Annotated in this window: 16 protein-coding genes; 10 read left to right on the top strand and 6 right to left on the bottom strand. The window is 55.1% G+C overall.

Annotated elements, in window-relative coordinates; translation table 11 throughout:
* Positions 1 to 79: 79 nt before the first annotated feature.
* Positions 80 to 421 (bottom strand): hypothetical protein, encoded by a 342-nt coding sequence (locus tag SV7mr_RS00385; protein WP_145268192.1) that lies wholly within the window; start codon positions 419 to 421, stop codon positions 80 to 82.
* On the bottom strand, positions 418 to 1545 hold the full coding sequence (locus SV7mr_RS00390; protein WP_145268194.1) for a DUF1559 domain-containing protein: 1128 nt from the start codon (positions 1543 to 1545) through the stop codon (positions 418 to 420). The genes SV7mr_RS00385 and SV7mr_RS00390 overlap by 4 nt, the downstream gene beginning before the upstream one ends.
* A gap of 379 nt (positions 1546 to 1924) precedes the next feature.
* Between SV7mr_RS00390 and tnpA the strand changes: the two genes are divergently transcribed.
* From tnpA to SV7mr_RS00405, 3 genes are all read left to right on the top strand, one after another.
* A complete protein-coding gene (gene tnpA / locus SV7mr_RS00395; RefSeq protein WP_145268196.1) occupies positions 1925 to 2224 on the top strand; it encodes an IS66 family insertion sequence element accessory protein TnpA in 300 nt (99 codons plus the stop codon).
* A 33-nt stretch (positions 2225 to 2257) separates the two neighbouring features.
* Positions 2258 to 2473: an IS66 family insertion sequence element accessory protein TnpB gene (tnpB, locus tag SV7mr_RS00400; RefSeq protein ID WP_145268198.1), complete on the top strand. Its 216-nt coding sequence runs from the start codon at positions 2258 to 2260 to the stop codon at positions 2471 to 2473.
* Positions 2474 to 2577: 104 nt separating this feature from the next.
* Positions 2578 to 3936, top strand: a complete 1359-nt coding sequence (locus SV7mr_RS00405; RefSeq protein WP_145268200.1) for an alpha/beta hydrolase family protein — start codon at positions 2578 to 2580, stop codon at positions 3934 to 3936.
* A 28-nt stretch (positions 3937 to 3964) separates the two neighbouring features.
* Here the strand turns inward: SV7mr_RS00405 and SV7mr_RS00410 are convergent, their stop codons facing one another.
* The gene (locus SV7mr_RS00410) at positions 3965 to 5698 is read right to left on the bottom strand and encodes a SulP family inorganic anion transporter (protein WP_145268202.1); all 1734 of its coding nucleotides are present in this window, start codon (positions 5696 to 5698) and stop codon (positions 3965 to 3967) included.
* 530 nt (positions 5699 to 6228) lie between these two features.
* Between SV7mr_RS00410 and SV7mr_RS00415 the strand changes: the two genes are divergently transcribed.
* Complete coding sequence (locus SV7mr_RS00415) at positions 6229 to 7089, top strand: hypothetical protein (protein ID WP_419187920.1); 861 nt, start codon at positions 6229 to 6231, stop codon at positions 7087 to 7089.
* Between the two features lie 269 nt (positions 7090 to 7358).
* On the top strand, positions 7359 to 9230 hold the full coding sequence (locus SV7mr_RS00420) for a DEAD/DEAH box helicase (RefSeq protein WP_145268204.1): 1872 nt from the start codon (positions 7359 to 7361) through the stop codon (positions 9228 to 9230).
* A gap of 260 nt (positions 9231 to 9490) precedes the next feature.
* Here SV7mr_RS00420 and SV7mr_RS00425 read toward each other — a convergent pair whose 3' ends face one another.
* Positions 9491 to 10438, bottom strand: a complete 948-nt coding sequence (locus tag SV7mr_RS00425) for a TlpA family protein disulfide reductase (protein ID WP_145268206.1) — start codon at positions 10436 to 10438, stop codon at positions 9491 to 9493.
* A gap of 265 nt (positions 10439 to 10703) precedes the next feature.
* Between SV7mr_RS00425 and SV7mr_RS00430 the strand changes: the two genes are divergently transcribed.
* From SV7mr_RS00430 to SV7mr_RS00445, 4 genes are all read left to right on the top strand, one after another.
* A complete protein-coding gene (locus SV7mr_RS00430) occupies positions 10704 to 11321 on the top strand; it encodes a sigma-70 family RNA polymerase sigma factor (protein ID WP_419187921.1) in 618 nt (205 codons plus the stop codon).
* Between the two features lie 58 nt (positions 11322 to 11379).
* Positions 11380 to 13647: a serine/threonine-protein kinase gene (locus SV7mr_RS00435; RefSeq protein WP_145268210.1), complete on the top strand. Its 2268-nt coding sequence runs from the start codon at positions 11380 to 11382 to the stop codon at positions 13645 to 13647.
* Between the two features lie 412 nt (positions 13648 to 14059).
* Positions 14060 to 16288 (top strand): putative bifunctional diguanylate cyclase/phosphodiesterase, encoded by a 2229-nt coding sequence (locus SV7mr_RS00440; RefSeq protein ID WP_145268212.1) that lies wholly within the window; start codon positions 14060 to 14062, stop codon positions 16286 to 16288.
* A 251-nt stretch (positions 16289 to 16539) separates the two neighbouring features.
* Entirely contained in the window at positions 16540 to 17928 is a 1389-nt protein-coding gene (locus SV7mr_RS00445) for a sulfatase (RefSeq protein WP_145277839.1), read from the top strand.
* Here the strand turns inward: SV7mr_RS00445 and SV7mr_RS00450 are convergent.
* Together SV7mr_RS00450 and SV7mr_RS00455 are read right to left on the bottom strand one after the other, a co-directional pair.
* Positions 17925 to 18980 (bottom strand): hypothetical protein, encoded by a 1056-nt coding sequence (locus SV7mr_RS00450; protein WP_145268214.1) that lies wholly within the window; start codon positions 18978 to 18980, stop codon positions 17925 to 17927. The genes SV7mr_RS00445 and SV7mr_RS00450 overlap by 4 nt on opposite strands.
* 73 nt (positions 18981 to 19053) lie before the next feature.
* Complete coding sequence (locus SV7mr_RS00455; RefSeq protein WP_145268215.1) at positions 19054 to 20709, bottom strand: hypothetical protein; 1656 nt, start codon at positions 20707 to 20709, stop codon at positions 19054 to 19056.
* Between the two features lie 1182 nt (positions 20710 to 21891).
* Between SV7mr_RS00455 and SV7mr_RS00460 the strand changes: the two genes are divergently transcribed.
* The gene (locus SV7mr_RS00460; protein ID WP_145268217.1) at positions 21892 to 23556 is read left to right on the top strand and encodes a sigma-70 family RNA polymerase sigma factor; all 1665 of its coding nucleotides are present in this window, start codon (positions 21892 to 21894) and stop codon (positions 23554 to 23556) included.
* Positions 23557 to 23577: the final 21 nt, after the last annotated feature.

Consider the following 23577-nt stretch of genomic DNA (forward strand, 5'->3'; position numbering starts at 1 on the left):
GCTGGCCAGGGCATCGGATGCCAGCCGCTCCGCTGAAACAAACGCAGTTCGTTGCAAACGAAGTGGATGATCAGGCTGCTCAGGTCGATGGGCGTTGCGCTTGCATCAATTCATGGCATCGCCGAGTCGCTTCACGCCATTGGCCTGCCTCGGCAGTTTCAATGATTTGCTGCAATGACTCCAGCGAAGCAGAGCCATCCGGCGTCAAGTCAAGCTGTTCTTGCCAAAGTTTAGCGACGGCCTGGAGCTGTTTCTCATTCTGGCGATTGCAGGCTGAATACAAGGCAACCGCAAGGTTCCATGAGTTGTCGTCTAGCTGTACCTCTTGGCGTGGCCAAAACCACCACCCGGCAACCAACAACACCGCAGCGCCGATGGACAGTTTCCAGCCAACCGTTGCTTGGGAAGGATCTCGATTCATAACTTTTCCCAGTCGATGGTCTCGTGTTCGGCCATGCTGCTCAGTTCCGCCCACACCATTAAGTCAATGAATTCGGTGACAAAGCGAACCGAACCATCACCAAACCCGACATAGCCTCCGCCGGAGTGCTGTGAATACATTTGGCCAACGTGATAAGTCGGAAAGTTAATTGGGTGAATGATCGGTGTTCCAGTGATGTCTAGCTCGCCGCCAGAGGGTCCCGCATGAACCAACGTCAGTGTCGCCGCCGCATCGGGGCCGTTCTCCGGTGAAGTGAATCGAGGGAACGTAAAGGCGCCGGGAACCACACCGACCCAAGTCTTTTCGCTCAGGAACGAACTGTGTTCACCGAAGAAGATGGTGTTGCTTAAGCCATCCAGGCAATCGCGAGCACGTGTGTTCGAATTGCGAAAGAAGGGACCATCGGCGACCTGTGAAGCATCGCCGTCAATGGAGACGATCTTTGTTGTCCCCCGATAGATGTCCGTGAAGACCTCGCCCGTTGCTGCGGAACCACACTCGCCCCAGCAGCTTTCTTGGCCATGACTGGCAACGTAATGGCTGCGTCCAAGTCGCAGCGCTCGATTGCCAATCATCAATTCAGCGCCGTTTTCGTCGCGCACTGTGAAGGGGCCATCGCCGCCGGTTGAACTGGGACAGAGATAGCTGGGCAGTGTCGTTGCCACCGCATCGGCGTTTTGATCCGACCAAATCGATTGATCAAACCGAATCTGTTCAAACAGTGGCTGAGCTTCCATGTAGGGCAGGATCGCAGAAGCCCAGCCCCAGCCGGGAGCCGCATCCCAGGTGACTGGATCAATCTGTGCATAGCCCGGCCCCGCGCCGTTCCGCGTGCGATAGGACACATAGCCCGGAGCAAACTGCTTGAATGCGGTGTGGTAATTGTGGCTGGCCAGCGAAATCTGCTTGATGCGATTGCTGCACTGCGTCCGCCGGGCGGCTTCGCGAGCCGCTTGAACTGCCGGTAGCAACAGCCCAACCAGAATGCCGATGATGGCAATCACCACCAGTAGCTCAATCAGCGTGAATCCGCGCCGTCCCGCAGCGGGGCCAAACCGTTGGCCAGGATCAATCGCAGCAGGGTCGCAAGAGGTCAGTCCCATGGCAGTGCTCGGTCATTCATCGGATGAGAAGGCCAAAAGTTAGCTTCGGCTAACTTTTGGTGAGGGCAAAAAAAACGACTCCAAGGCCTTCGTTCAGGCAGAGGTGTCGCCAGGCAGGTAAAACTTAGCTTCGGCTAACAATTCTAGGTTCAATCGAGTCGCCCCAGCAAGGTGGCTCTGTGGCGGAGCGTCCATTTTTTGCCTTTCGGTGCAGATCGTTCCGTTAGGGAAAGCTAGTGAGGTTGCAAGAGCAGAACGATGCCGTATCTGTGTGAGTTCACCGAAGCAGATCTGGATCGACCGCCTTCCGAACGTAACCGTACACCAGAACCGTTGTTGGCGCGGGTGGTGGGCTTCTCTTTTGCACGCGGAGGTGCCCATGTCTCGATTGAAAACTTACAAGCTTTGGCAGCAGCGGTTGTTGCGCTTTGATGCCTCACAGATGACGGTGACTCAGTTCTGCCTTAGTGAAGGTATTTCACAGGCTTCTTTCTACAAGTGGAAAAAGAGGTTCCAGGATCCCTCTGTTCAGCCCAAGACGCAACTGGCAAAACCGGAGGCTCAATTCATTCCGCTGCGACTGACCGCTGATTCCGCGAACGACGCCACGGTGAACTCTCGCCAACACGACGATCGAACTCCCCGGCAGGGTTCGCATTCGCGTGGAAGTCCCCGCTGACCGCAAGCCCGTCGATCGCGCGGAGGCTCAAGCATGATCGGCTTGCCCACTTCAGCGCCGATCGATCTGTGCACTCAGGCCGTTGATTTTCGCAAAGGCTTCGATGGCTTGACCGGAATCATTACCACTTCGATGAACCAGCGCGTCGCCGATGGATCGCTGTTCCTGTTTGTCAATCGCAGGCAAGATCGCATCAAAGCCTTGTGGTGGGAGACTGGCGGACGGACTCTTTGGTACCAAAGGCCCTGAGCAGGGGACGGTTGACGGGCAGGCTGCCGTGTTCTGAGTATCCTATGCTGGTTCGGTGATTCTTTCCCCAATCGTTTTTTTTACACAACAAGTGCGAGTCGTTGATGATCAACAAAGCAAGATTTCTGCATTTCGGGACGCTGTTCTGTCTGTTCCTGGTCAGTTTGCCAGCCGGGGCACAGAACCCGCCGTATGACGTTTTTCCTGATGCCGAAGCGCCTTATTACCGAGTTCGCTATGAAGCATCAACCGAGCCGGGCAAGTTGATCTTTCCGGTCAAGTACACGGTCTGGATTCCGCCTCAGGTCAAAACGCTGCGCGGTTTGATTGTGCATCAACATGGATGCGGCGAAGGATCTTGCAAGTCTGGGCTGACCGGTGCGTTTGATTTGCACTGGCAGGCATTGGCAGCCAAACATGGCTGCGCGTTGATGGCGCCTTCGTATGAACAGCCTCAGAAGGCTGACTGTCAGATGTGGTGTGACCCGCGGAACGGATCGGCGGACGCGTTTTTGCAAAGCTTAGTCGATCTTGGCAAGCTGTCTGGCCATGCAGAACTTGCCGAAGTGCCTTGGGCGTTGTGGGGGCACAGCGGTGGCGGCCATTGGGCGGGCGGCATGACGATGCTGTATCCAGACCGAGTTGCCGCAACCTGGTTGCGTTCGGGAGTCCCCATGCTGGAAGTCAATCCAGATCGGCCGGGCATCAAGCCCCATCAGCTTCCCAAAGCGGCATTGTCGGTGCCAGTGATGTGTAACCCGGGAACCAAAGAAGGTGTGACGGTGAAGGATGGTCGATTTGCTCGCGTTTGGCCGGCCAATGAAGCTTTCTTTTATCGCATGCGCGGCGAAGGAGCGTTGATTGGGATCTCTGTTGATCCTCTGACCGCCCATGAATGTGGCAACCAGCGCTACATGGCGATTCCCTGGCTGGACGAGTGTTTGGCCAAACGCCTTGCCAAGGGTGACGATCAAACGTTACGACCGATGCCTACCGACGAGGTGTACTTGGCAACCGTGCTGGAGACCAAGCCAGTCGCTGAAAAGCAATACAATGGTGACGCTGCGAAAGCGATTTGGTTACCCAGCCAGCGAATCGCTCAGCAGTGGTCGCAATATGTCACGGACACCAAGATTGCCGACAACACGCCTCCGCCCGCAGTTCAACAGGTCAGTGTCAAGGACGGCGTGTTGACATGGCAGCCACAAGCGGACTTGGAAAGCGGCATCAGCCATTTCTTGATTCAACATCAAGGGAAAACGATCGGGCGAGTTCCTGAGACGCCCGCGAATCGCTTTGGCCGGCCACTGTTTCAAGGGCTGCAGTACAGTGACACGCCCGACATGCCTCTGGTCGAAGCTCAGTTTGAGTTGCCTGCCGAGCTTGCCAGCGGAGCAAGCGTGACCGTCATCACGGTCAGTACGGTCGGCGGCAAGAGTGAGCCCGCTGGTTTGGCGCGTTAGCAGTTGGGCCCTGTTGAGTCGCCGCCGATTAACCGAGACGATCGGTGGCGACATGGTACTGAGGGTCTTCGGCTAAATTGACTTCGACCAAGTCGCCTGCTTTGTCTAACAGCGCTTTGCATTCAGCGCTAAGGTGAGTCAAGCGAAGCCGTTTGCCGGCGGCATTGTACTTTTCGGTCAGTGCGTTGATCGCTTCCATGCCGGACTGGTCGTAGACACGTGTGAAGTAAAAATCGATCACGACGTCGTCGGGGTCCTTGGAGACATCGAACAGTTCTTTGAAGGAGGTTGTCGACGCAAAGAACAGTGGTCCGTGAAGCTGGTACGTCTTGATGCCATCATCGTCGACCAATTCTTCGGCACCCAAGTGCGTGGCGTGTTGCCATGCGAAGATGCAAGCCGACACGACAACACCCAAGATCACAGCGGTTGCCAAATCGTGCATCAACACGGTGTAACCAGCGACCAGCAGCATCACCAAGTAATCTGACTTGGGGATCCGCCGAGCCATCTTGATCGATGCCCATTCAAAGGTACCGATGACGACCATGAACATCACGCCAACGAGTGCTGCCATGGGGATCATGACAATCCAGGGCGAAAGAAACAGGACAAATGCCAGCAGCAAGCAGGCGGCCGTGATCCCGCTGAGCCGTCCGCGGCCACCGGAGTTCACATTGATCAGTGACTGACCGATCATGGCACAGCCTCCCATCCCGCCGAACAGACCACAGACGATATTGGCCAAGCCTTGGCCGATGCATTCACGGTTGCCCTGGCCGCGAGTCTCGGTGATTTCATCGATTAGCGTCAGAGTCATCAAGGACTCGATCAAGCCAACGCCAGCCAACGTTAATGCAAAGGGGAAAATGATCCACAGTGTTTCCCAGTTCATCGGTGGTAGCAGATACTGCTCGTCCTGAAAGAACAGTTGGGGCAGGCCGCCTTCGATGGAACCGCTGGATTGTTCCAACGCCATCGCGGCGGTCAGCGTGGTGGTGGCAGCGGTTGCCTCGACCGCTGAAACGTTTTCGCTACCTGCTTGAGCGACAAGCTCTGCCGCCGCGCTGTCTTCGATCAACATTGCGGCGCTCTTTTCTTTGAGCATGTCACCGACGGTCGCCATCGCGCTGGTGGAACCGGCGGTGTCCTGCAGGAACCCCGACTGATTCACGCCCACCGAAATCAGGGTGACGGTCAAGATTGCTACCAAGGACGCGGGCACGGCGCGAGTCAACTTGGGCAGCAGGTAAATGATGCCCATCGTCAGAGCGACCATGCCTAGCATGAGCCACAGTTTGGCACCCCCAAGGTAGGCGAGTTCTCCTGTGTCCAAGTCCAGTGTTTTGAAGCTGCTCAACTGAGCCATGCCGATCACGATTGCCAGCCCATTGACAAATCCCAGCATCACCGAGTGTGGCACCATGCGGATCAGTTTGCCCAATCTGGCAGCGCCGATGGTGCATTGAATCAATCCACAGAGAATCACGGCGGGGAACAGATATTCCACACCGTGCATGGCGACCAAGCCAACGACGACCACAGCCATCGCACCGGTGGCACCTGAGATCATGCCCGGACGCCCACCGAAGATGGCTGTCAGCAAGCCGATGAAGAAGGCCGAATACAAACCGACCTGCGGGGCGACGCCAGCAACAAACGCGAACGCGACCGCTTCAGGAACCAACGCCAGAGCAACAGTCATGCCCGATAAAACGTCGTCTTTGTAACTACCGGCTTGGTTGCGAAAGAAGTTCAGCATGAAGGTTGACTGTCGAATCTGTTTAGGAGGTCACTTTGCAATTCTTATTCTTTTCAAGCGGGGAATACTAATAGCCCGTCCCGTTTGGTCAACCGTGTCGCGGAGTGCACTCGGACCACCCGCTGGCGAGTTTCCCCCGAGTCCGATTTGGAGGTGAGTTTGATTCACCTTCCGGGGCAACAGTGAACGCTTGCAGCGACGTAAACCGGCCAATCGTTGATGGAATGAAGCACAGAAAACTTTTGCTTCTTGGTGGTTTCTGATCCTGAGGGAGCGGTGTTTTGCAAGCCCTGTGTGGCATCGGCCAGAATCCAGCCGGGCAGCCGGCAGTCAGTCAACCTTCCGCCAGCACGGCAGCCAGCATGAAACAGCAGCGTGAAACTTGTCCCAACCGTCTCCCGAGCGTGCTTCAGTGGCGATCATGCTTCGGTGGCGATCGCGCTGTCCGGCGTTCCTCTTGACGGCTTTTGGCTGGATTGGGTATTCGCCAACGTCGCCCCCATCGCCGGACTATGGATCACAACCCGCCCATGCGTTCTCTGTTGTCGCTTTGCTGTTTGCTGTCTTGCATGCTGGCAGGTTGTTCGCTGCCGTCGGGGATCTTCCGCTCGCGCTGGGCGATGGATGATTCGGAGTACGCCGATAAATACTGTGACGGTGCCGACAAGTCCGATCTGCTGGGCAAGCTCAAGCAAGCCTCTGATGCTCGGTTTATGGATCAAGCCACCGGCAGTTATCTGGGGGGTGGCTACACCATCCGCGGCGACGATGATCAAGGCTTGGGGGCGCTCGATCTGGGCAAGGAATCTTACGTGATGAGTGGCATGACCACCCGCGCCTCACTGACCTTGATGGCCAATGGCGAGGACTTGTTTACCGGCGCCGACGGTGGGCTCCGACTACAAACGCCGTCTCGTTTGGCACCCTTTGTTGGTTTGGGAGTTTTTGCCGGCGCGGCCCGAGAGACGGTGCCTGCTAGAGACGACTTCATCGACAATGATGAAGATGGAGCCATCGATGAATTCGATGAGGAAGACGAGCGATTCACTGGAGCCCTGGCGGCGGTCTATCCCGAGCTCGGCCTGCACTTCTGGTGGAACTCCAACACGCGTTTGACTGCTTATAGCCGTTACATGATCACGACCGACGGACGAGAGTCTGACGATTGGTTAAGTGGAATCGGGATTGCCTGTTTCAACAATCCAATCAGCAAGCGGATGCGCGACAAACGGGCGCGGCGACGTGCTGCCGGTGGTGTCAATCTGATGTTCACCGATCAACCGACAGAACTGGTTGAGCCAATGCTGATTGAGCCCGTGCCAGTGATCATGGACCAAAGCATTCCGGTGCTCGATTCGTCACCAGAGAGCACCGATTTGCCCGCGGAGTGATTTGAACTGCTGCCAGCGATGTCAGAGTGACTAACCCCATTCATTTGCCGCTGAAATCGATCCGGAATCGTAGCTCCATTGGTTTTGCCTCGCACCCTGACAGCACAGGTGGGGGATGACCTTGTGAGGTGGTTTTTTCGGCCGGCCGATCGCACGACCGGTCAGCAAAAGCGTGGATTCAGGGCGAATGGACAAATAACCACTGCCAGTGGTAGCCTTAACCCGCTAGGCTGCGAAAAGTTAACCGCAACCATTGTCCAGGTGATCGAATGTCGTCTTCCCAACAGCCTGCTGCTGATGTGCAGCCAGAAAGCTTTGCCGCCTTAGGCCTAGACTCCACCGTCTTGCAGGCTCTTGAACAATGCGGTTACACCACGCCAACCGAAGTTCAGGCGCGAGTGATTCCTAGCATGCTGGAAGGTCGCGATGTGCTGGCTCAATCGCAAACCGGGTCGGGCAAGACCGCAGCCTTCGCATTGCCGATCCTGTCCACCAGGCAGCGAAAGTCGAATAGCGTCAGCACGCTGGTCCTGGCACCAACACGTGAACTTGCACTGCAAGTCTCGCAGGCCTTCGAGACCTACAGCCAATTCGTCAAAGGTTTCAGTACGCTGGCCATCTACGGTGGTCAGGATTACGAAGGTCAATTCCGCGCCCTGCGTCGCGGCGTCGATGTTGTGGTCGGCACCCCTGGACGAGTGATCGACCATCTCAAGCGAGGCACCTTGGACTTAAGCCAGTTGCAACGTTTGGTGCTGGACGAAGCCGATGAGATGCTCAACATGGGCTTTCAGGAGGATGTCGAATTTGTGCTGCAGCATGTTCCTAAGCAGCGTCAGGTGACCTTGTTTAGCGCGACGATGCCGCAACAGATTCGCAAGATCGCTGGGCAGTACTTGGAAGACCCTGTCACCATTACTGTGGAGCGAAAAGAGGCTACCGCTAGCTCGATTCGACAGCGTGCCGTCGTGGTCACCCCCAAAGACAAAATGCTGGCTCTGCTGCGATTCTTGGAAGCCGAGCCAACGGACGGCGTGATCATCTTTACCAAGACCAAAGATGCGACGATTCAGGTTGCCGAAAAGCTTGTTCGGCGAAGTTTCAATGCCACGGCTTTGAACGGGGACATGCCACAGTCCGTCCGTCAGCGCACCATCGATCAGCTGAAAAGTGGTCGTGTCGATATCGTTGTGGCGACCGACGTTGCCGCACGGGGCTTGGATGTCAGCCGCGTGAGCCATGTTTTTAACTTCGATTTCCCGCACGATAATGAATCGTACGTTCACCGTATTGGCCGCACCGGTCGTGCGGGCAGAAGTGGCGACGCCATCATTTTGGTTTCGCCAGCACAGCGTCGTAAGTTGCGCTACCTTGAACAAACCACCAAGCGTGAAATTGAAATCGTCAATCCGCCCAGTGCCGACGAAATCAACGCCATGCGAGTGCAACGGCTCAGTGACCGAATTGCAAAGACCATCGAGAAAGGTGTGCTCACAGTCTACGAGCAACTGATCCAACAGCACATTGAATCCTCTGGCCATGATCCCAGCGTCGTCGCGGCCGCACTGCTGAAAATGAGCCAGAAAGGGCACGACTTTTTCGTCAAAGATGCACCGAAATCAAAGAAGAGTCGAGATCGAGATCGAGGCAACGATCGTGAAGGTGGTTTCGATTCCGATCAGCCTCGCGAAAGTCGCAAAAAACGCAAGGTCGGACGCCCTGAATTTGGCATGACACGTTACCGCATCGAAGTCGGCCGCGAAGACAATGCCGCTCCAAGGAACATTGTCGGGGCGATCGCCAACGAAGCTGGCATCGATAGCGAATTCATTGGGCCGATTCAAATTTTCCCACGGTTCAGCACCGTGGATCTGCCCGAAGACTTGCCCAAGGATGTCTTGAACACCCTGTACAAAGCGCGTGTCGGCGGAAAGAAGATGCAGATTCGAGTCGATTCCCCACCGGGAAAATCGAATGGCAAATTCGCCGGCAAAAAGGACTTCAAAGGTGCCGACTCAAAAGGCAAAGGCAAGTCCAAGGGAAAGTACAAAAGCAAGCACAAAGGCAAATCTGCTGACGATGTCCCCAAAGGATACCACTCCGGCGGCAAGTCTAAAAAGAAAGGCAAGGCCGTCCAGTAATCGGTTTGCCAGCGGTGGCCAGCGACAGGAATGTGGCTGACAACTGCGAAGCGTTTGGCAGATGATCAAAGCCGGTCAAGCCAGCGCCTTTCTGATCTTTCGCGCTCAGCCCGTGCACGGCTTGGATGAGCAGGGCTTTTCATCAAGACGTCACGATCCCGCCGGGCACGCTTGGCCAAGAGGGTCGTGATTGCATTGGAGATGCAGCTGGCTGGTAGCCAGCGCCGTGAAGCAAACTAGAGCAAGCGCCGTGAAGCAAACTAGAGCAAGCTTTGCACGAAGGGGATCACATCCTTTTCATAGCCAAACCCGGCTGTGTCGCCCGCGTCGACAAACTTCTTGATCAGTTTGCCGTCGGCGTCATAAATCATGACCACTGGAATCGAGGGGATATCCAAGGCGTCATACATTGAGTCGCTGTCAGTGGCGCAGATGTAATTGGGAAAGGTAGCTTTGTTCTTGGTCAGAAACTCAGTGATGGCCTCTTGATAGCTTTCTGGTGGCGCGGTTTTGCGACCATCAAAGTCCAGGCTGACTGCAAAGCAAGAGACCTCTTCGCCATGTTCTAGATTCAAGCGAACCAGGCCGGGGAACTCTTTCAGGCAGGGGTCGCAGGCCGTAGACCACAGATCGACGACCGTGATCTTGCCGGTCGAGGTGACCGCCTTTTGAATTTCTTCCCAGGGCGTGATTTGCAGGTTCAATTCGCCCGTGCTGCTTGTGCTTTCCGTGCTGCCGGTGGCGTTTTGAGGGCCGTTTAGCTCTGGTAATTCGATGCCGCCACCACTGGGAACCGGATCGTCGGCTGGTGCGGGGTCTTTGGCAGGCATGTCGCCGCTGGGAGGCAATGCAAATTCGCTGTCCGCCGGCGCGTCAGTGGCGTCATTTTCGGTGCTGGCAGCGGGTTCACTGGCAGGCATGTCGATGCCGGGGGCAGGCTGATCGGTTGTGCGATCGGCTTCCGCGGTGGGCGATTCTTTCGGGGGAGTGGTTTCGTCGGGCGATTTATCTGCACCGCAGCCGCTGACAAATAAAATGCCGGCGATGCCAAGAATCAAGCTGAAGTGACGAATGACTGAAATGCTGGAACCTGATGTCTGCCCGGTGGGTTTGTTGGTTGAGTTTTTCGAAGACAGCAGTTTTGCCGGGGAAGCAGCCCAGGAGGGGCCACGAGCCCAGGCAGGTGAAGAGTGAAGGCGTGTCATCATGTCCAGGACCTGATCGAATGGGGGAGTTTGACAGAATCGAACGGAAGGTGCCGCAGAAAAACCTCTGTCCAGCATCAATGTATGCCGATTTCGTCTAAACTGGAGGCTGGTATTGGCAGCAGGTTGTGTTCCCCATCATCAGGGACCAGAGGCCGAAAATTTCGATGCGAACGTTTCGAAATCAGCCGAGCGCGCCTGCTTGTATCCATTCGTCCTTGTTCACTCATTGTCTCGTAAAAAATCCATGACTGCAACAGAAGGTGATATGACGACAACCCAATTAGTGGTTGCATCGAAAGCCGGTGACAATGCGGCCTTGGGGCGATTGTTGGAGCAGTACCGGGGTTACCTGATCATGTTGGCGCACCGCAATTTGAGTGAAAAGCTGCGGCGTCGAGTGGATCCAGTCGATATCGTGCAAGTCACGTTCCTGGAGGCCAAGCGAGATTTGGGTTCGTTTCGAGGCGCTTCTGCGGGAGAGTTTGCTGCCTGGCTGCGAGGCATGTTGAAGAACAATGTGGCTTCGGCTGTCACTCGGCACGTGATGACGCAAAAGCGATCTGTCAGGAGAGAGGTGACCGCAGCAGCCAAGGCCGCCGACGAATCGGCTGGTTCACCATGGATCGCGCAATTGCCTGGAAGCACCACCAGTCCCTCTGGTATTGCGATCAGGGCTGAAACGGCAGTGGCACTCTTGGAGGCCTTGCACCAGCTTCCCGAGACTCAGGCGGAGGCGATCCGGTTGCGTTATATGGAAGGATTGTCGCTGGGTGAGATTGTGCAGCGAATGGATAAATCAGACACCGCTGTTGCTGGGCTTCTCAAACGAGGTCTCAAGAAACTGCGGACGATCATTGATGCCGAGAACAATCCGTATTTATGATCGGCTCACATCCTTCTGCGTCCACCGCTGTTTCCAAATGCTCTCTTTTTAGAACGCCATGTCCGAATCGCAAGAATCCGAAGATCAGGTTGATCAGGCCTTTGCTGCCTACTTGCGTTCTTGTGATGAGGGCTTGGTCGCTTCGCGTGAAGAGTTTCTTTGCCAGTTCCCGGAGATCGCCGAGGAATTGCGGGAGCTGATGGATGCGGCAGACGCGATCGACACCTTCACGTCGGGTGTCTTGACCAGTCCCCTTTATTCCGGCGAGCTGGAAAAGGCTGGGTTTGCCGGAAATGGGGCCGTTGAGGCTGGGGCAGACGGAACGGAATTTTCAGAGACCGGAGAGTTTCCCAGGTCGGTTTCACCCAGTGATGAAACGGTGGATCGATTGGCTGCCGATCCGAATGAGTCCGATGATCCAGCGTTGACACTGCCGGAAGCCAACCGGCCGCAAGGTGATGTGGGACCGACGCTTCCCTACGAGATTGGCGAATACCAGTTGCAACAAGTGATTGGACGCGGTGGCATGGGAGTGGTGTACAAAGCCAACCAGTACATGCTTAATCGCACCGTCGCGGTCAAAATGATTCGCGGCGGTATGTTGGCTTGCGAGAACGATGTACGACGTTTCTACACAGAAGCCCAGGCAGCCGCTGGGCTCAGCCATCCCGGGATTGTCCCTGTTTATCAGTTTGGGCATCATCGCGGGCATCATTACTTTTCCATGGCATTGATTGAAGGCACCGATCTGCAGCGCCGAATCAATGACGGGCCGATCGAGATTGACGACGTTGCTCGATACGTTCGCGATGTGGCGCGCGCCATTGATCACGCCCACCACAATCACGTGTTGCACCGTGACTTAAAGCCTGCCAACATCCTGATCGACCGTCGAGATCAGGTGCATGTCACCGATTTTGGTTTGGCAAAGAACCTGACCACTGACAGCAGTGTGACGGGTAGCGGTGCGGCGGTCGGCACACCCAACTACATGGCTCCCGAACAGGCTGGCGGACACAGCGATCGAGCCTCACGGAAAAGTGACGTGTATTCACTCGGAGCGATTCTCTTTGCTGCGGTAACAGGACGTCCGCCGCTGGTCGGTGATACGATTGTGGATACCTTGATGCAGGTCATTCATGATCGTCCCGAGCCGATGCGGAACTTTCGCCCCGGTGTGCCACAGGATTTGGAAACCATTGTCAGCAAGTGTCTGGAAAAGCAGCCGGCAAAACGCTACCAATCCGCCGCTGATTTGGCCGACGATCTGGATGCTTTCTTGGAAGGTCGTCCAATCATGGCCCGGCCGCGCGGAAAGATCGTGCAGCTGTGGCAGGGGTTCACCGGTATTCCGCTGGTGGGCGCCTTGCTGGGACGCAAGGTCGTGCGAACCACTCCAGGGCATCGCCGCTTGCAAGCAGGGATGCTGCTGATGTTGGCATTGCTGCCTTTCTTATTCGTCAGTGCGGCGATGTGGAGTCGCTATCGCCAGCAGGCGATGCCCGCTAGCGTCTCGATTGCCGGCGGGGTCAAGAGTGGCGTTTACAATGAATTTTCGGCACAGCTGGCACAGCGACTCGCTGAGCAATATCAAGTTGAAACACAGGTCATGCCTACCGGTGGTTCGATCGACAATCGCGGGCGCCTGATCACTGGTCAAGTGCATCTTGCACCGATGCAGGCCGCCGCCATCAATAGCAATCAGCTAGTGGTTGTCGCGCCATTGTTTTCTGAATTCGCACACTTGATGGCTCGTCACGCGCCCGACCAAGCCATCATCGATGAAAGTGAGCGGTTGGTCGATTGGCTCCGCGAACAGGTGGTGGCGATTGGCCCCGAAAAAAGTGGCTCGCGAATGACCGCAGGAACCATTCTCGGTTCGCTGGGAGTCCAGGCTGATGTCAAGCTTTTGGAACAACCTTGGGAGGAGCTGCAGCAGAGTGAGGCAACGGTTGCTCTGATCTGTATCCGACCGGGGAGTGAACTGATTGATCAGTTGTTTGAACAGGGCTGGAGCTTGCTGCCTTTGCCTAGGAGCACCGAGGTGACGTCGCACCTGATGCTTTATCAGCAAGACTTGAAACCCAGGCATTATCCCGATGCACAGTTGGCTGACGCGCGTTATCCAACCGTGGCAACGACCGCTTTATTGGTCACTCGCTCCGATGCTCCGGATAAACTGGTTCAGTCTGCGCTGCGTTGTTTGTACGAGTCCCCCGATATCATGCCCGGTCTGATCTCCAAAGCGGAGGCAGCCAAGACCCGGGGATTGCCGTTTCATGATGCTGCGCTTGAGTACTATTCAGGCGAGACAAACAGCGATTGAAGGCCGTTCTCTTCATCCGTTTATCATTTGACATTGCTAAAACGCAAACCTTGTCAAATGTCTCTTCGGCGCACTGCTGTAACAGATATGCAGCTGGCACCATCCAGGTCGCGGATTGATCAAATCGCCAAGGCGAGGGGGAGAGTCGATGCCTAGCTCTTTTTGCTGGCGTTTAGCCACCAGGGTAGTGTCGCGATGTTCGTTGCAACCCGTTTAGTCGCTGTAATCGATACGAGTATTTAGTGCATATGGGTTCACAGCCCCTTGGACATGCTTTCCGTCCGATTTGCGACATAGGGTTGAGTGTAAAGAGATTCGCAAAGGAAAGCATGAATGTCGCCCCATCTAGATTGTCCAAAAACGCCGCTATCATTGTGTGCCTTACCGATCGCCTTACCGGTGAGGTGTGACAATGGTTGAATTTCATGCGGAGCGGCGCTTGTTGATCATTGACGATCATCAACAGGTGCACGATGACTTTTTTCATATCCTGGGTGCCGCTAATACGGGCTTGACCGTTACCTCGGCCACCAAGCTGATCGGCCCCACCAGCCCGTCGACCGACGAGAGCTCGGCGTCTTCTCTGAGCTTGGCAGCCCAGAGCTTGGCAGCCCAGAGCTTGGCAGCCCAGAGCATGCCAGCCCAGGGTGTGCCAGCCCACAGTAGCCCAGTTCTGGGGATGCCTGTCTTCAGCATTGCCAGCACTTACAGTGGCAAGCAGGCCATCGCGCATGTGCAGAAATCGGTTGAGCTGAACAATCGCATCTCGGTTGCCTTCATTGATTTGCAGGTCTCCGGTGAGCTCGACGCGTTGACGACGATTGAGCGCATATGGGCCATCGATCCTGCCGTTCAGATTGTGATTTGCACATCCTACACCAGCGGTATCTGGGACAGTGTCGTGCGGCGATTGGGCTACAGCGATCAATTGTTGCTGCTACGTCAACCCATGGAGAACGACGAGCTTCGTCAGATCGCATTGGCACTGAGTGAAAAGTATCGTCTCTCGTTGCGACAAGCTCAGAAGCTTTCGGTGTTAACCAAAGAGGTCAAGAAGCGTCGCCAGATGGAATCGGAGCTGCGTGAAATAGCTCACCGTGATGCGTTGACCCAGTTGCCCAATCGGCCATTCCTGCTGAATCGTTTGGAAACGGTGCTCTCCAATCAAGGTTCACATCGGCAGTCCGTCGATGCGTTGCTGTTCATGGACCTGGATAACTTTAAAGTCATCAATGATTCCTTGGGGCACGCTGCCGGTGATGACTTACTAAGCCAAGTTGCCCAGCGACTGAAGCAGTGTTTGCGAGACTGCGACACCGCGGCACGAGGCAGTGCCGATCTTAAAAGTGACTGCAACGAAACCATCACCGAAGAGACTCAGGAGGATGGCGAACCAACGGAGCGAACCATTCGCTTAGGCGGCGACGAGTTTGTCGTGATGTTGGAACGGATGACTCACTATGAAGATGCCATTCGCGTTGCTCGCCGCATCGTGGCCAGCATTGCCGAGCCGTTCCGACTAGGCAATCGCAAAGTCACGGTCGGTACCAGTGTTGGGATCGCTTTCTTGAGCGATTCGATCCGCGATGGACACCAATTGCTGAGCAACGCCGACACGGCCATGTACCAGGCGAAGAACCTGGGCAAGGGCCGGATCGCTGTTTTTGATCAGTCGATGCACGAAGCTTTAGTGGCTCGGCATCAACTGGAAAACAAGATGCGCGAGGCATTGCGTGACGATAAACTGGAATTGCGTTATCAGCCGATCATCAATCTACGAAGTGGCGAGATTCAAGGCGTTGAAGTGCTTTCTCGCTGGCGTTCTGACGATGGTGAATTCGTGCCCCCGGGCACGTTCATTGCCATGGCTGAAGAGATTGGTTTGATCACTCAGTTTGGCGAATGGGTTCTGCGCCGTTCGATCATGGAATTTGGCCAGATGCTCGAACGCTTTGATCCCATGCATCAGCCTGACGTGTATTTGGGAGTCAACGTCTCTCGCAAGCAATTGAACGATGTGATCTTTGCAGAACGTCTCTCGGGGTTGATCGAGCAAACTGGCTACAGTCCGAATTTGAAAATTGAAATGGCCGAGAAGGGCGATGCTCGCGATCATGAGCGTGTCTTGCGCACCATGCATGGACTGCATGAAGCGGGCATCGGGATCCACATTGATGACTTTGGCAAAAGCAGCACGTCGTTGACCTGCTTTCATGACTACCCGATCGAAACCGTCAAAATTGATCGGTCGTTCACCAGTTCGATCGCCGACGATCATGGACGTGCGATCATCATGCAGGCAGTCATTCAACTGTCGCATCACCTGATGGCCAATGTGGTTTGTGAAGGGGTGGAAACGTCCGAACAGTTGGAGCTCTTGCAATGCTGGGGATGTGACCTGGCACAAGGTTTCTACTTTGCCCCGGCACTGACGATTGAAGAACTCGAACGTCTGCTGCGTGATCCGAATCGTAGCCACGGCCTGCGTGAGCTGCGTCGCTTCCTGACCAGTGTCGATTACTCGATGCCGGTCAGGACACCGCTGGGGCAATCGAACGCCGGTGGGCCTGCTCAGATTCCGCTACCGTCTTCCGCTCCCATCCTCCCATCGACGGGACCCTACGCTAGCGACGGGCGATAACGGCTGGCAACGCTCTTCGGACGCCGCTTTCGTGGTTCGCTATATTCTTGTTGCCGCAGGCAGCGATCGAACCAAGTCGCGCCAGTTGATTGACGTTACACTAGGTGACATTCTGTCTTTGTCTTCGTGACCAGGACGACTTACCTTGTTGTTTCAATTTGATGAATGGGTCGATGGTTTTTGAGCGGATAGCTGCACGCGCGAGTTGGTTTCTGTTTGTCTTTGTTGGGTTGATCGGTGGGCAACCGATGATGCCAAGTTGTTGGGGGCAGCCGACGTCTGTGGTGTCCGCCACGGGCACGGATTCTGTGTCGTCCCCGGTCCGCAACGTTTTGTTGATCATGGCGGATGATTTGAAGGCCAGCGTGTTAGGGTGCTATGGTGATCCACACTGCCAAACCCCGAACCTGGATCGACTTGCAGCCAAGGGGTTGCTGTTTGAACACGCCTACTGTCAGGCAACTTGGTGCGCGCCTTCGCGTCGTTCGATGATGTTCGGTCGTTATCGCGATCAAGCCAATGTCACTCTGGGCCAGCAATTGCAGGACCATGCAGCCTACACCGCGCGTGTGGGTAAGATCTTTCACATGCGCGTTCCGGGGGACATCATTGCTGGGATAGATGGCCTTGATCAGCCCAAATGTTGGACGGAGCGATTCAACAGCCCCGGACCTGAGACGCATACTCCGGGCCTCTATGCCTGTTTGAATCAGAACCTCTTCACTCGCCAGCTTGCCAATCGCCAGTCAACCAAGATGCCACATCGCATGTTTGTCACGGTGCAGTCCGATGGTGATGGCACCAGACAGGCTGATTACAAAGCGGCGAGTCAAGCGATCGAGCTGCTCAAGCAACGTCGTCAGAGCGATCAGCCGTTCTTTCTGGCTGTCGGATTAGTGCGTCCCCATTATCCGATGGTTGCTCCAAGCCATTACTTCGATGACTATCCAGTTGATCGGATCGCAATGCCCGCCAACTGGAAAGACGACACCTCAGACATTCCCAAACAGGGCAGGGCAGCGACAACCAACGCCAGGAATTCGATCGGTGATTTTCCCGAGAACCAAAAGCAGATGTGGAGCGGTTACTACGCCAGCGTGGCCTTTATGGATGCTCAGGTCGGCAGAATTCTGGATGCCTTGGAGCAACACCAGCTTGCTGATTCAACGGCCGTGATCTTTACCAGCGATCACGGCTATCACCTTGGTGAACATGGCTGGTGGCAAAAGAGCAACCTGCATGAGGAAGTGATTCGGGTCCCGCTGATCGTTCGCGTGCCCCAGCAAGCACGCGGCCGATCAAAATCGATGGTCGAGCTGATTGACCTGTATCCTACGGTCTGTCAGTTGATGAGCGTCCCCACGCCGGCGGTTGCGGAGGGAAAGAGCTTACTGCCCGTGCTGCAGGATCCACTGAAACGTCTTCGCCAGGGAGCCTTATCGATCCACAATGGTCATTCCTTGCGGACCGACCACTGGCACTACATGCGATACACAGATGGCAGCGAGGAATTGTACGACATGCAACAGGATCCCGGTGAAACCAGGAACTTGGCCGGCGAACCCACACCGTCCAAGGAGCTTCTGCAGATGCGGCAGGCGCTGCAGCAACGCCTGCGTGAAATCAAGACAGTCAACTAATTGACCAAGCGATACGTCCACTCGTACTTGAGTGCTTCCTGCATGTCATACTTGTTCAGAATGTACGACTCTTCTTTGGCATCGCGGTGGGCTGGCATGCCAAAGCGAATGTTGTCACGGATTTGGTCCATCGCATCACCGGGGCGGTAGAAGTTCAGTTTCAACATCTTGCGACGATACGGTGCATCGGAAGCTTCGCCATCGACCTGAAAGGCGTTGGTCAGTCCAGAGACCGAAAGCGACAGGAAGTCGATGTGGGGATTGACATCCGTCCACGTCACAACACCCCACACACCAGGTGCATCTGCATCGGTGGAGTGGGGAACGGGATGGCGAGTGATTTCCACGGTGTTGTAAAGCGGTGCCGTGATCTGCTCGCGAGCAGCGATCACACTGGTTGCAGACGGAATGATGCGGTCAACATACTCGGTACCGCTGACATGGTCCGATAACGTAATCAGCGGGAAGAATCGGCGAGACTGATAAGCCACCGACTCAACACGTGTGTAAAGACTTGAGCCCGCCACTTGGTCAGCAGCAGGACGAAGGTCGCCGCCACGGTAACGAACGCGATACACCATGTACCAAATCAGTTTGCGTTGGACACGACCACCTGGCATCGGCACGTCTGCATAGATCTGACGCAATGGCTTGAACGAAAATTCCAAGCAATAGATCTCCCGTCGCAACACGACTTGCTTGGCCATTTCGACCAGCGTGCGAGTGCGTGGATCAAAGTTTGGCGTTCCGTCTTTGAACTTTGCTGGGTCCCAGGCCAGTTCTGGATAGGCTTGCAAGAACTCATTCATGGCCAGCGGGCCATCAATGGTTTCTTCTGGGTGAGGTGCCGGCGGGATCACCGTGACAACACCCGGGGCAAACTTCGTGTGTTGTTCGGTGTAAGGATCCTTTATCGGCGGAGCCGCATCCTGTGCTCTGACTGCTGGCGCGTTGACCAGGCCGAACATCACGACGGTGAACAGTAGCCAACGACTTGAAAAGGTCCGGCTTGGCGTTGGGTTGTCGATGGTTCGTTTCAAGACAGCAAACATGACTTGAGCTCGGATCGTTGAAGGTTGGTGGAGCAGAGGAGCGAGTGTTGAATTCAAAACAGAAGCTGGGGCATCAACGTGCACTGGCTGGTGGTTGCACAGACGCCTTTCCGATCTTCGCGGCAGCGTCCCCCGAAATGCTCGCATCAGATCCCGTCTTTGTGGCTCCCATCTTAATTGGCTCTGGGCCTGGATTCAGTACCTTAAGCGAGGGATTCTGCTGGAGATTTGCTTGTCCAGGCGGCTCCGTTGCGGAATTTTCACGCATTTCAGGCGGCTTGCCGTCCAGGATCTGATCCTCGGACAGGAATCGCAGCGAGTCGGCGAATTGAGCGTCACTGCCGGCAAATGCCTCAATCTGAGCCGCTGGCAGTGTGAAAGTGGCTTGAACGCGTTTCCCCTGGTCATCCGAGAAGTGCATCATGATCCAGCGAACCGGGACTCCAGAGGTCTCGCCGTCAGCAATCACCGTCAGGATCCGCAGGCCTTGCCCGCTGACGCGTTCGGAGCCGTTCACCAGTTGCGTCAAGTTACCGTCAACCGATCGGCTGACCATCGTTTTGAAGGCCTCCAGAGTCAATTGATGACCCTCTGGAAGGGCGGGCAGCATCTGTAGATTGCACTGCGACAGACTCTTCTCGTGTTCGATCATTCGCAGCACCGCTGCGCCGGGGCGATCCTGGATCATTTTCCAGCGACGTTGCATCATCGCTGAACAGCCCAGTTGAGCGCTTTGCAATTCGACATACAGGCGATCTGCAGGCGGCTCCGCTGTCGTATCGATCGAAATCGGATCGCTCGCTAATGCCACGGGCTTTTCCATCGGCTGGCGAATCATGCGAAGGGTGCCAGCCAGATCAAAGCCGGGTTCCGCTTGACCGCTGCGGCGTTTTTCGTGAACTGCCAACGCAACCCATGGGCAGAACCCTTGCTCAAGATCAAACAACAGCTTGCCCAGGAGTTCGATTTCCGTTTCGACCGAATCCACTGAGCCTTTGACGTTGCCTTTGAACTGCAGTTTGGCTTGCCGGTCATCAAGGGAGACCACTTCGCATTCCACACTTCCGCTGTCGGCCGTTGTCCAGTTCAGCAGTGCAGCGATGTGCTGCACATCGATCTTGTAGCGGTCACCGGCTGTGACGGCTTGATCGGGTAGCAACGATTCGCTGGCAAGCGCATTGAGAGGCGACTTCAGCAAAGAAAGCTCGCCATGGGTCAGAAACGTCGTTGGCGAATAGATGGTCGCTGGCAAACGTTTTTGATGCACAACGGTTTGCCGCGCCGAGTCTCGAATGGTTTGGTGACGCGAAGTCTTGTTCAGCTTGCTGGTGCTTTCGGCGGCGTGATAGTATCGCTCGGTAACCAGATCCCATCCTTCGCTTTCGGCAGCACGTCGTTGCCGTTCTTCGTAGTCCAGCACCGCCTTCGATTCGATCGGAAGTTCCCGAGTCTCGGAAGGTTTGATCAACGGGTTCTTGGGGACCAGCACATTTCCTTTGACATCCAACTCGATGCGCACTCGCATCAGAGGATGATCGATCGGTACCAGCCTGGTTGCTTCCCCTGCGTTGGCAGTTGTCGTAGCCGTCTTGCTGTCGCTCTCCAGTGGATTGCCCAGCAGTGGTGTTGTCAGGATGGACTGTCCGGCAACACAGGCAGCTGTTGGAGCGAGCACTGATCGCAATAAGAACGATCGACGATTAGTTTGGCTGCAGTCCTGATTGCTCACGATTCGCGTTCCGTGCTTCAAAGGTGCCCCATTGAACTGGAAAACACAATTGGTTTTCTCTGTTCGCGATGGATCGGGTTCGTTCGATACTCATCGCTGTTGATCGACCAAATCTGCCCATCGAATCAAAGCAATCATCTCAATGTGGTGTGACTGCCACTGCTTTGATCGTTTCGGCCCCGAAAACGGCTACAGCCCGAAAAGTTTGCCAGCCAGCTTGCCTGAGCCGGGGGCACTGCAGATCGAAGGAAAACTCAGTGGTCAGCCTGTTCTGTGGTTGGCTGGAGGGTGTTTTTCAGTGGCCAGCGCGTCGGCCTATGTTGGTGATCAGCCGACAGGCCTGGTCATTCTTGCCAACTGTATGATCTCAGAATGGTGCCGGTTTCTGGGGAGTGATTGAAATCTCAATCAGCGCAGGCAGGGCGATTGTCCTGCCATTTGTGCAATCCTGCGTGAAATAGTTACACCGTTCGGTTGACAATTAGCGAGAAGCAAAAAGAAATCAAAAGCTTTCCGCATCTATAAACTACCTTGGAGTAGCGATTTACGTCGCTGGAAGCGTAAAAAAGCCTAGCGACTTGGTCGGATTCAAGCGGTTTGGCCCCAAATTTCCTACGGAATGTCCAGTGAAAAAGCAATGACTGCCGGGGAATCTTCAACCAGAAATCGAAAAAGTTAGCCAAGTCGCCAAGAATCCGCATGTTCAAGGGAATTCACACTCCGAATGGGGATTTTGCGATCAGCGGCTGAATCGATTGCTCGAAGTGAACCGTCTGGCTGTTACAGTCGTCCTAAGAAAAGGCGTTCAGGATCGTGACATGATTGGATTCACTTCGTGCCCTCGGGGACGTCAGCGTTTCCACTGCTGTGTTGCGTGACAAGTTTTTGGCGGATCTGATGCCGTCTTGAACTTACAAGGTTAGCCAACAAGGATTCGCAGCATTGAATTTTCAAAAACAGAGAGCCTGAACAGAATCGGGCGCAATTCGCCGTGACCAAAGGTGTCGTTAAACATGCGATACCTGATGCCATGGCCCAGCAAGAATCGTCTGATGGAACAAGGCTGATTCGGGTATCCACGGAATCAATGGAACGAGACTTTGGGAATCAATCCAAACGCGATTTGTCAAGATCGCAGGGACTTGTTTGGAGTGGACCGAAGTCGCGAGGAGACCTCTTATCATGAATCGAAATTACCGCGACGACAAAATCAAGCAATTGCGAGATCAGCTGCGTTTCAATCAAAAGGCGACGTTGATCCAGCAAGCAGCTGCCGCTGAAGTGCTGTTTAACGACATCACCGAAGATCGCTACTACGCCTATGATTTTGTTTGCTTCCGAATCACCAAGTACCGGCCGGATCTTCCCAGCCGACACAATCTTGCCTCACAGGACTTGGCTCACGATCTTCGGCTGTTGATTGAAGATCTGTCTGAACTTGCTGACCTGAGTGGCGAGGAGGTCGGTGAGCAGATTTTGACCGTTCAAGATTTGAGCCGCCAGTTCAATGTTTCCACCAAGACGATCAGTCGCTGGCGCGAAGCAGGTCTGGTCAGTCGGCGAGTGTCCATCGATGGCCGCAAACGTGTTGCTTTCCTGGCTAGCAGTGTGGATCATTTCGCAGCGGCCAACAAAGACAAGATCCGCCGAGGCGAACGCTTCAGTCAGCTGACCGATGACGAGAAAACAGAGATCATCGAACGAGCGCGACAATTGGTCGAAGGTGGCGCTGCACCTGCCGATGTCACCCGCTCCTTGGCTCGGCAAATGGGACGCAGCGTTGAGACCATTCGTTACACGTTGAAGAACTTCGATAGCGAAAACTCCGCCATCGCGATCTTTCCACATCACCGTGGAACGTTGACCGAGGACGACAGACGCTCGATCTTTAACTTGTATCTTGCGGGACACACAATCGCACAACTGTGCCGCCGGTTCAATCGTTCAGAGACCAGCATTCAGAGAATCTTGCTGGAGATGCGCAAGCAGCGCATTCTGGAATTGCCGTTAGACTACATCTATAACGAAGATTTCGAGGACGATTCGCGTCAGATCGAGTACTTGGGCCCAGAGCCTCAACCGGCCGTTGCACCTCGCAAAGTGCGCGTGCCCAAGGACCTGCCCAGCTACTTGTCCAGCCTGTACGACGTGCCATTGTTAACGCGAGAACAGGAGTACCACCTGTTTCGCAAAATGAACTACTTCAAGCACTTGGCCAATCGATTGCGTCAGCAATTGGATCAGCTCGATGGCGGCAAGTCATCGGCGATGAACCAGATTGAGGCGTACTATGATCGCGCTGTTGAAGTCAAAAATAGAATCGTGCAGTCCAACCTCCGGTTGGTCGTCTCGATTGCCAAGCGGCACCAAAGTGGTACCGAGGACTTCTTCGCCTTGATCAGTGATGGCAACATCTCGTTGATTCGAGCCGTCGAGAAGTTCGACTACTCACGCGGCAATAAGTTCAGTACTTACGCCAGTTGGGCGATCATGAAGAACTTCGCTCGCACCATTCCGAGCGAATTCAAGCATCGTGATCGGTTCCGGACCACAACGGAAGAACTGTTCTTGGCCAGACAAGACGAGCGTTGTGATCCCTACCTGGAAGAATCTGCTCAACGGCGCCGTAAACGTCAGTTGTCGCAGATCTTGAACCGCTTGGATGAACGCGAGCAAAAGATCATTGCGGCTCGATTTGGTCTCGATACTGGGACGGAGCCGTTGACGCTGAAAGAAGTCGGTGCTGAGATCGGTCTGACCAAAGAGCGAGTTCGTCAGTTGGAAGCCAAAGCCTTGGCGAAGCTGCGGACGGCTGCCAGTGAAGACAACTTAGACATCGAGATGTAGTGCCGTTGAACGCGGCGGTTG

The sequence above is a fragment of the Stieleria bergensis genome, from assembly GCA_007745635.1.
Taxonomy (GTDB): Bacteria; Planctomycetota; Planctomycetia; order Pirellulales; family Pirellulaceae; genus Stieleria; species Stieleria bergensis.

Coding starts and splice junctions, on each gene's coding strand:
- SV7mr_RS00385 (WP_145268192.1), bottom strand. CDS start 421: ATGAATCGAGATCCTTCCCAAGCAACGGTTGGCTGGAAACTGTCCATC.
- SV7mr_RS00435 (WP_145268210.1), top strand. CDS start 11,380: ATGTCCGAATCGCAAGAATCCGAAGATCAGGTTGATCAGGCCTTTGCT.
- SV7mr_RS00450 (WP_145268214.1), bottom strand. CDS start 18,980: ATGTTTGCTGTCTTGAAACGAACCATCGACAACCCAACGCCAAGCCGG.
- SV7mr_RS00390 (WP_145268194.1), bottom strand. CDS start 1,545: ATGGGACTGACCTCTTGCGACCCTGCTGCGATTGATCCTGGCCAACGG.
- SV7mr_RS00415 (WP_419187920.1), top strand. CDS start 6,229: ATGCGTTCTCTGTTGTCGCTTTGCTGTTTGCTGTCTTGCATGCTGGCA.
- tnpB (WP_145268198.1), top strand. CDS start 2,258: ATGATCGGCTTGCCCACTTCAGCGCCGATCGATCTGTGCACTCAGGCC.
- tnpA (WP_145268196.1), top strand. CDS start 1,925: ATGTCTCGATTGAAAACTTACAAGCTTTGGCAGCAGCGGTTGTTGCGC.
- SV7mr_RS00405 (WP_145268200.1), top strand. CDS start 2,578: ATGATCAACAAAGCAAGATTTCTGCATTTCGGGACGCTGTTCTGTCTG.
- SV7mr_RS00440 (WP_145268212.1), top strand. CDS start 14,060: ATGGTTGAATTTCATGCGGAGCGGCGCTTGTTGATCATTGACGATCAT.
- SV7mr_RS00420 (WP_145268204.1), top strand. CDS start 7,359: ATGTCGTCTTCCCAACAGCCTGCTGCTGATGTGCAGCCAGAAAGCTTT.
- SV7mr_RS00425 (WP_145268206.1), bottom strand. CDS start 10,438: ATGATGACACGCCTTCACTCTTCACCTGCCTGGGCTCGTGGCCCCTCC.
- SV7mr_RS00410 (WP_145268202.1), bottom strand. CDS start 5,698: ATGCTGAACTTCTTTCGCAACCAAGCCGGTAGTTACAAAGACGACGTT.
- SV7mr_RS00460 (WP_145268217.1), top strand. CDS start 21,892: ATGAATCGAAATTACCGCGACGACAAAATCAAGCAATTGCGAGATCAG.
- SV7mr_RS00430 (WP_419187921.1), top strand. CDS start 10,704: ATGACGACAACCCAATTAGTGGTTGCATCGAAAGCCGGTGACAATGCG.
- SV7mr_RS00445 (WP_145277839.1), top strand. CDS start 16,540: ATGCCAAGTTGTTGGGGGCAGCCGACGTCTGTGGTGTCCGCCACGGGC.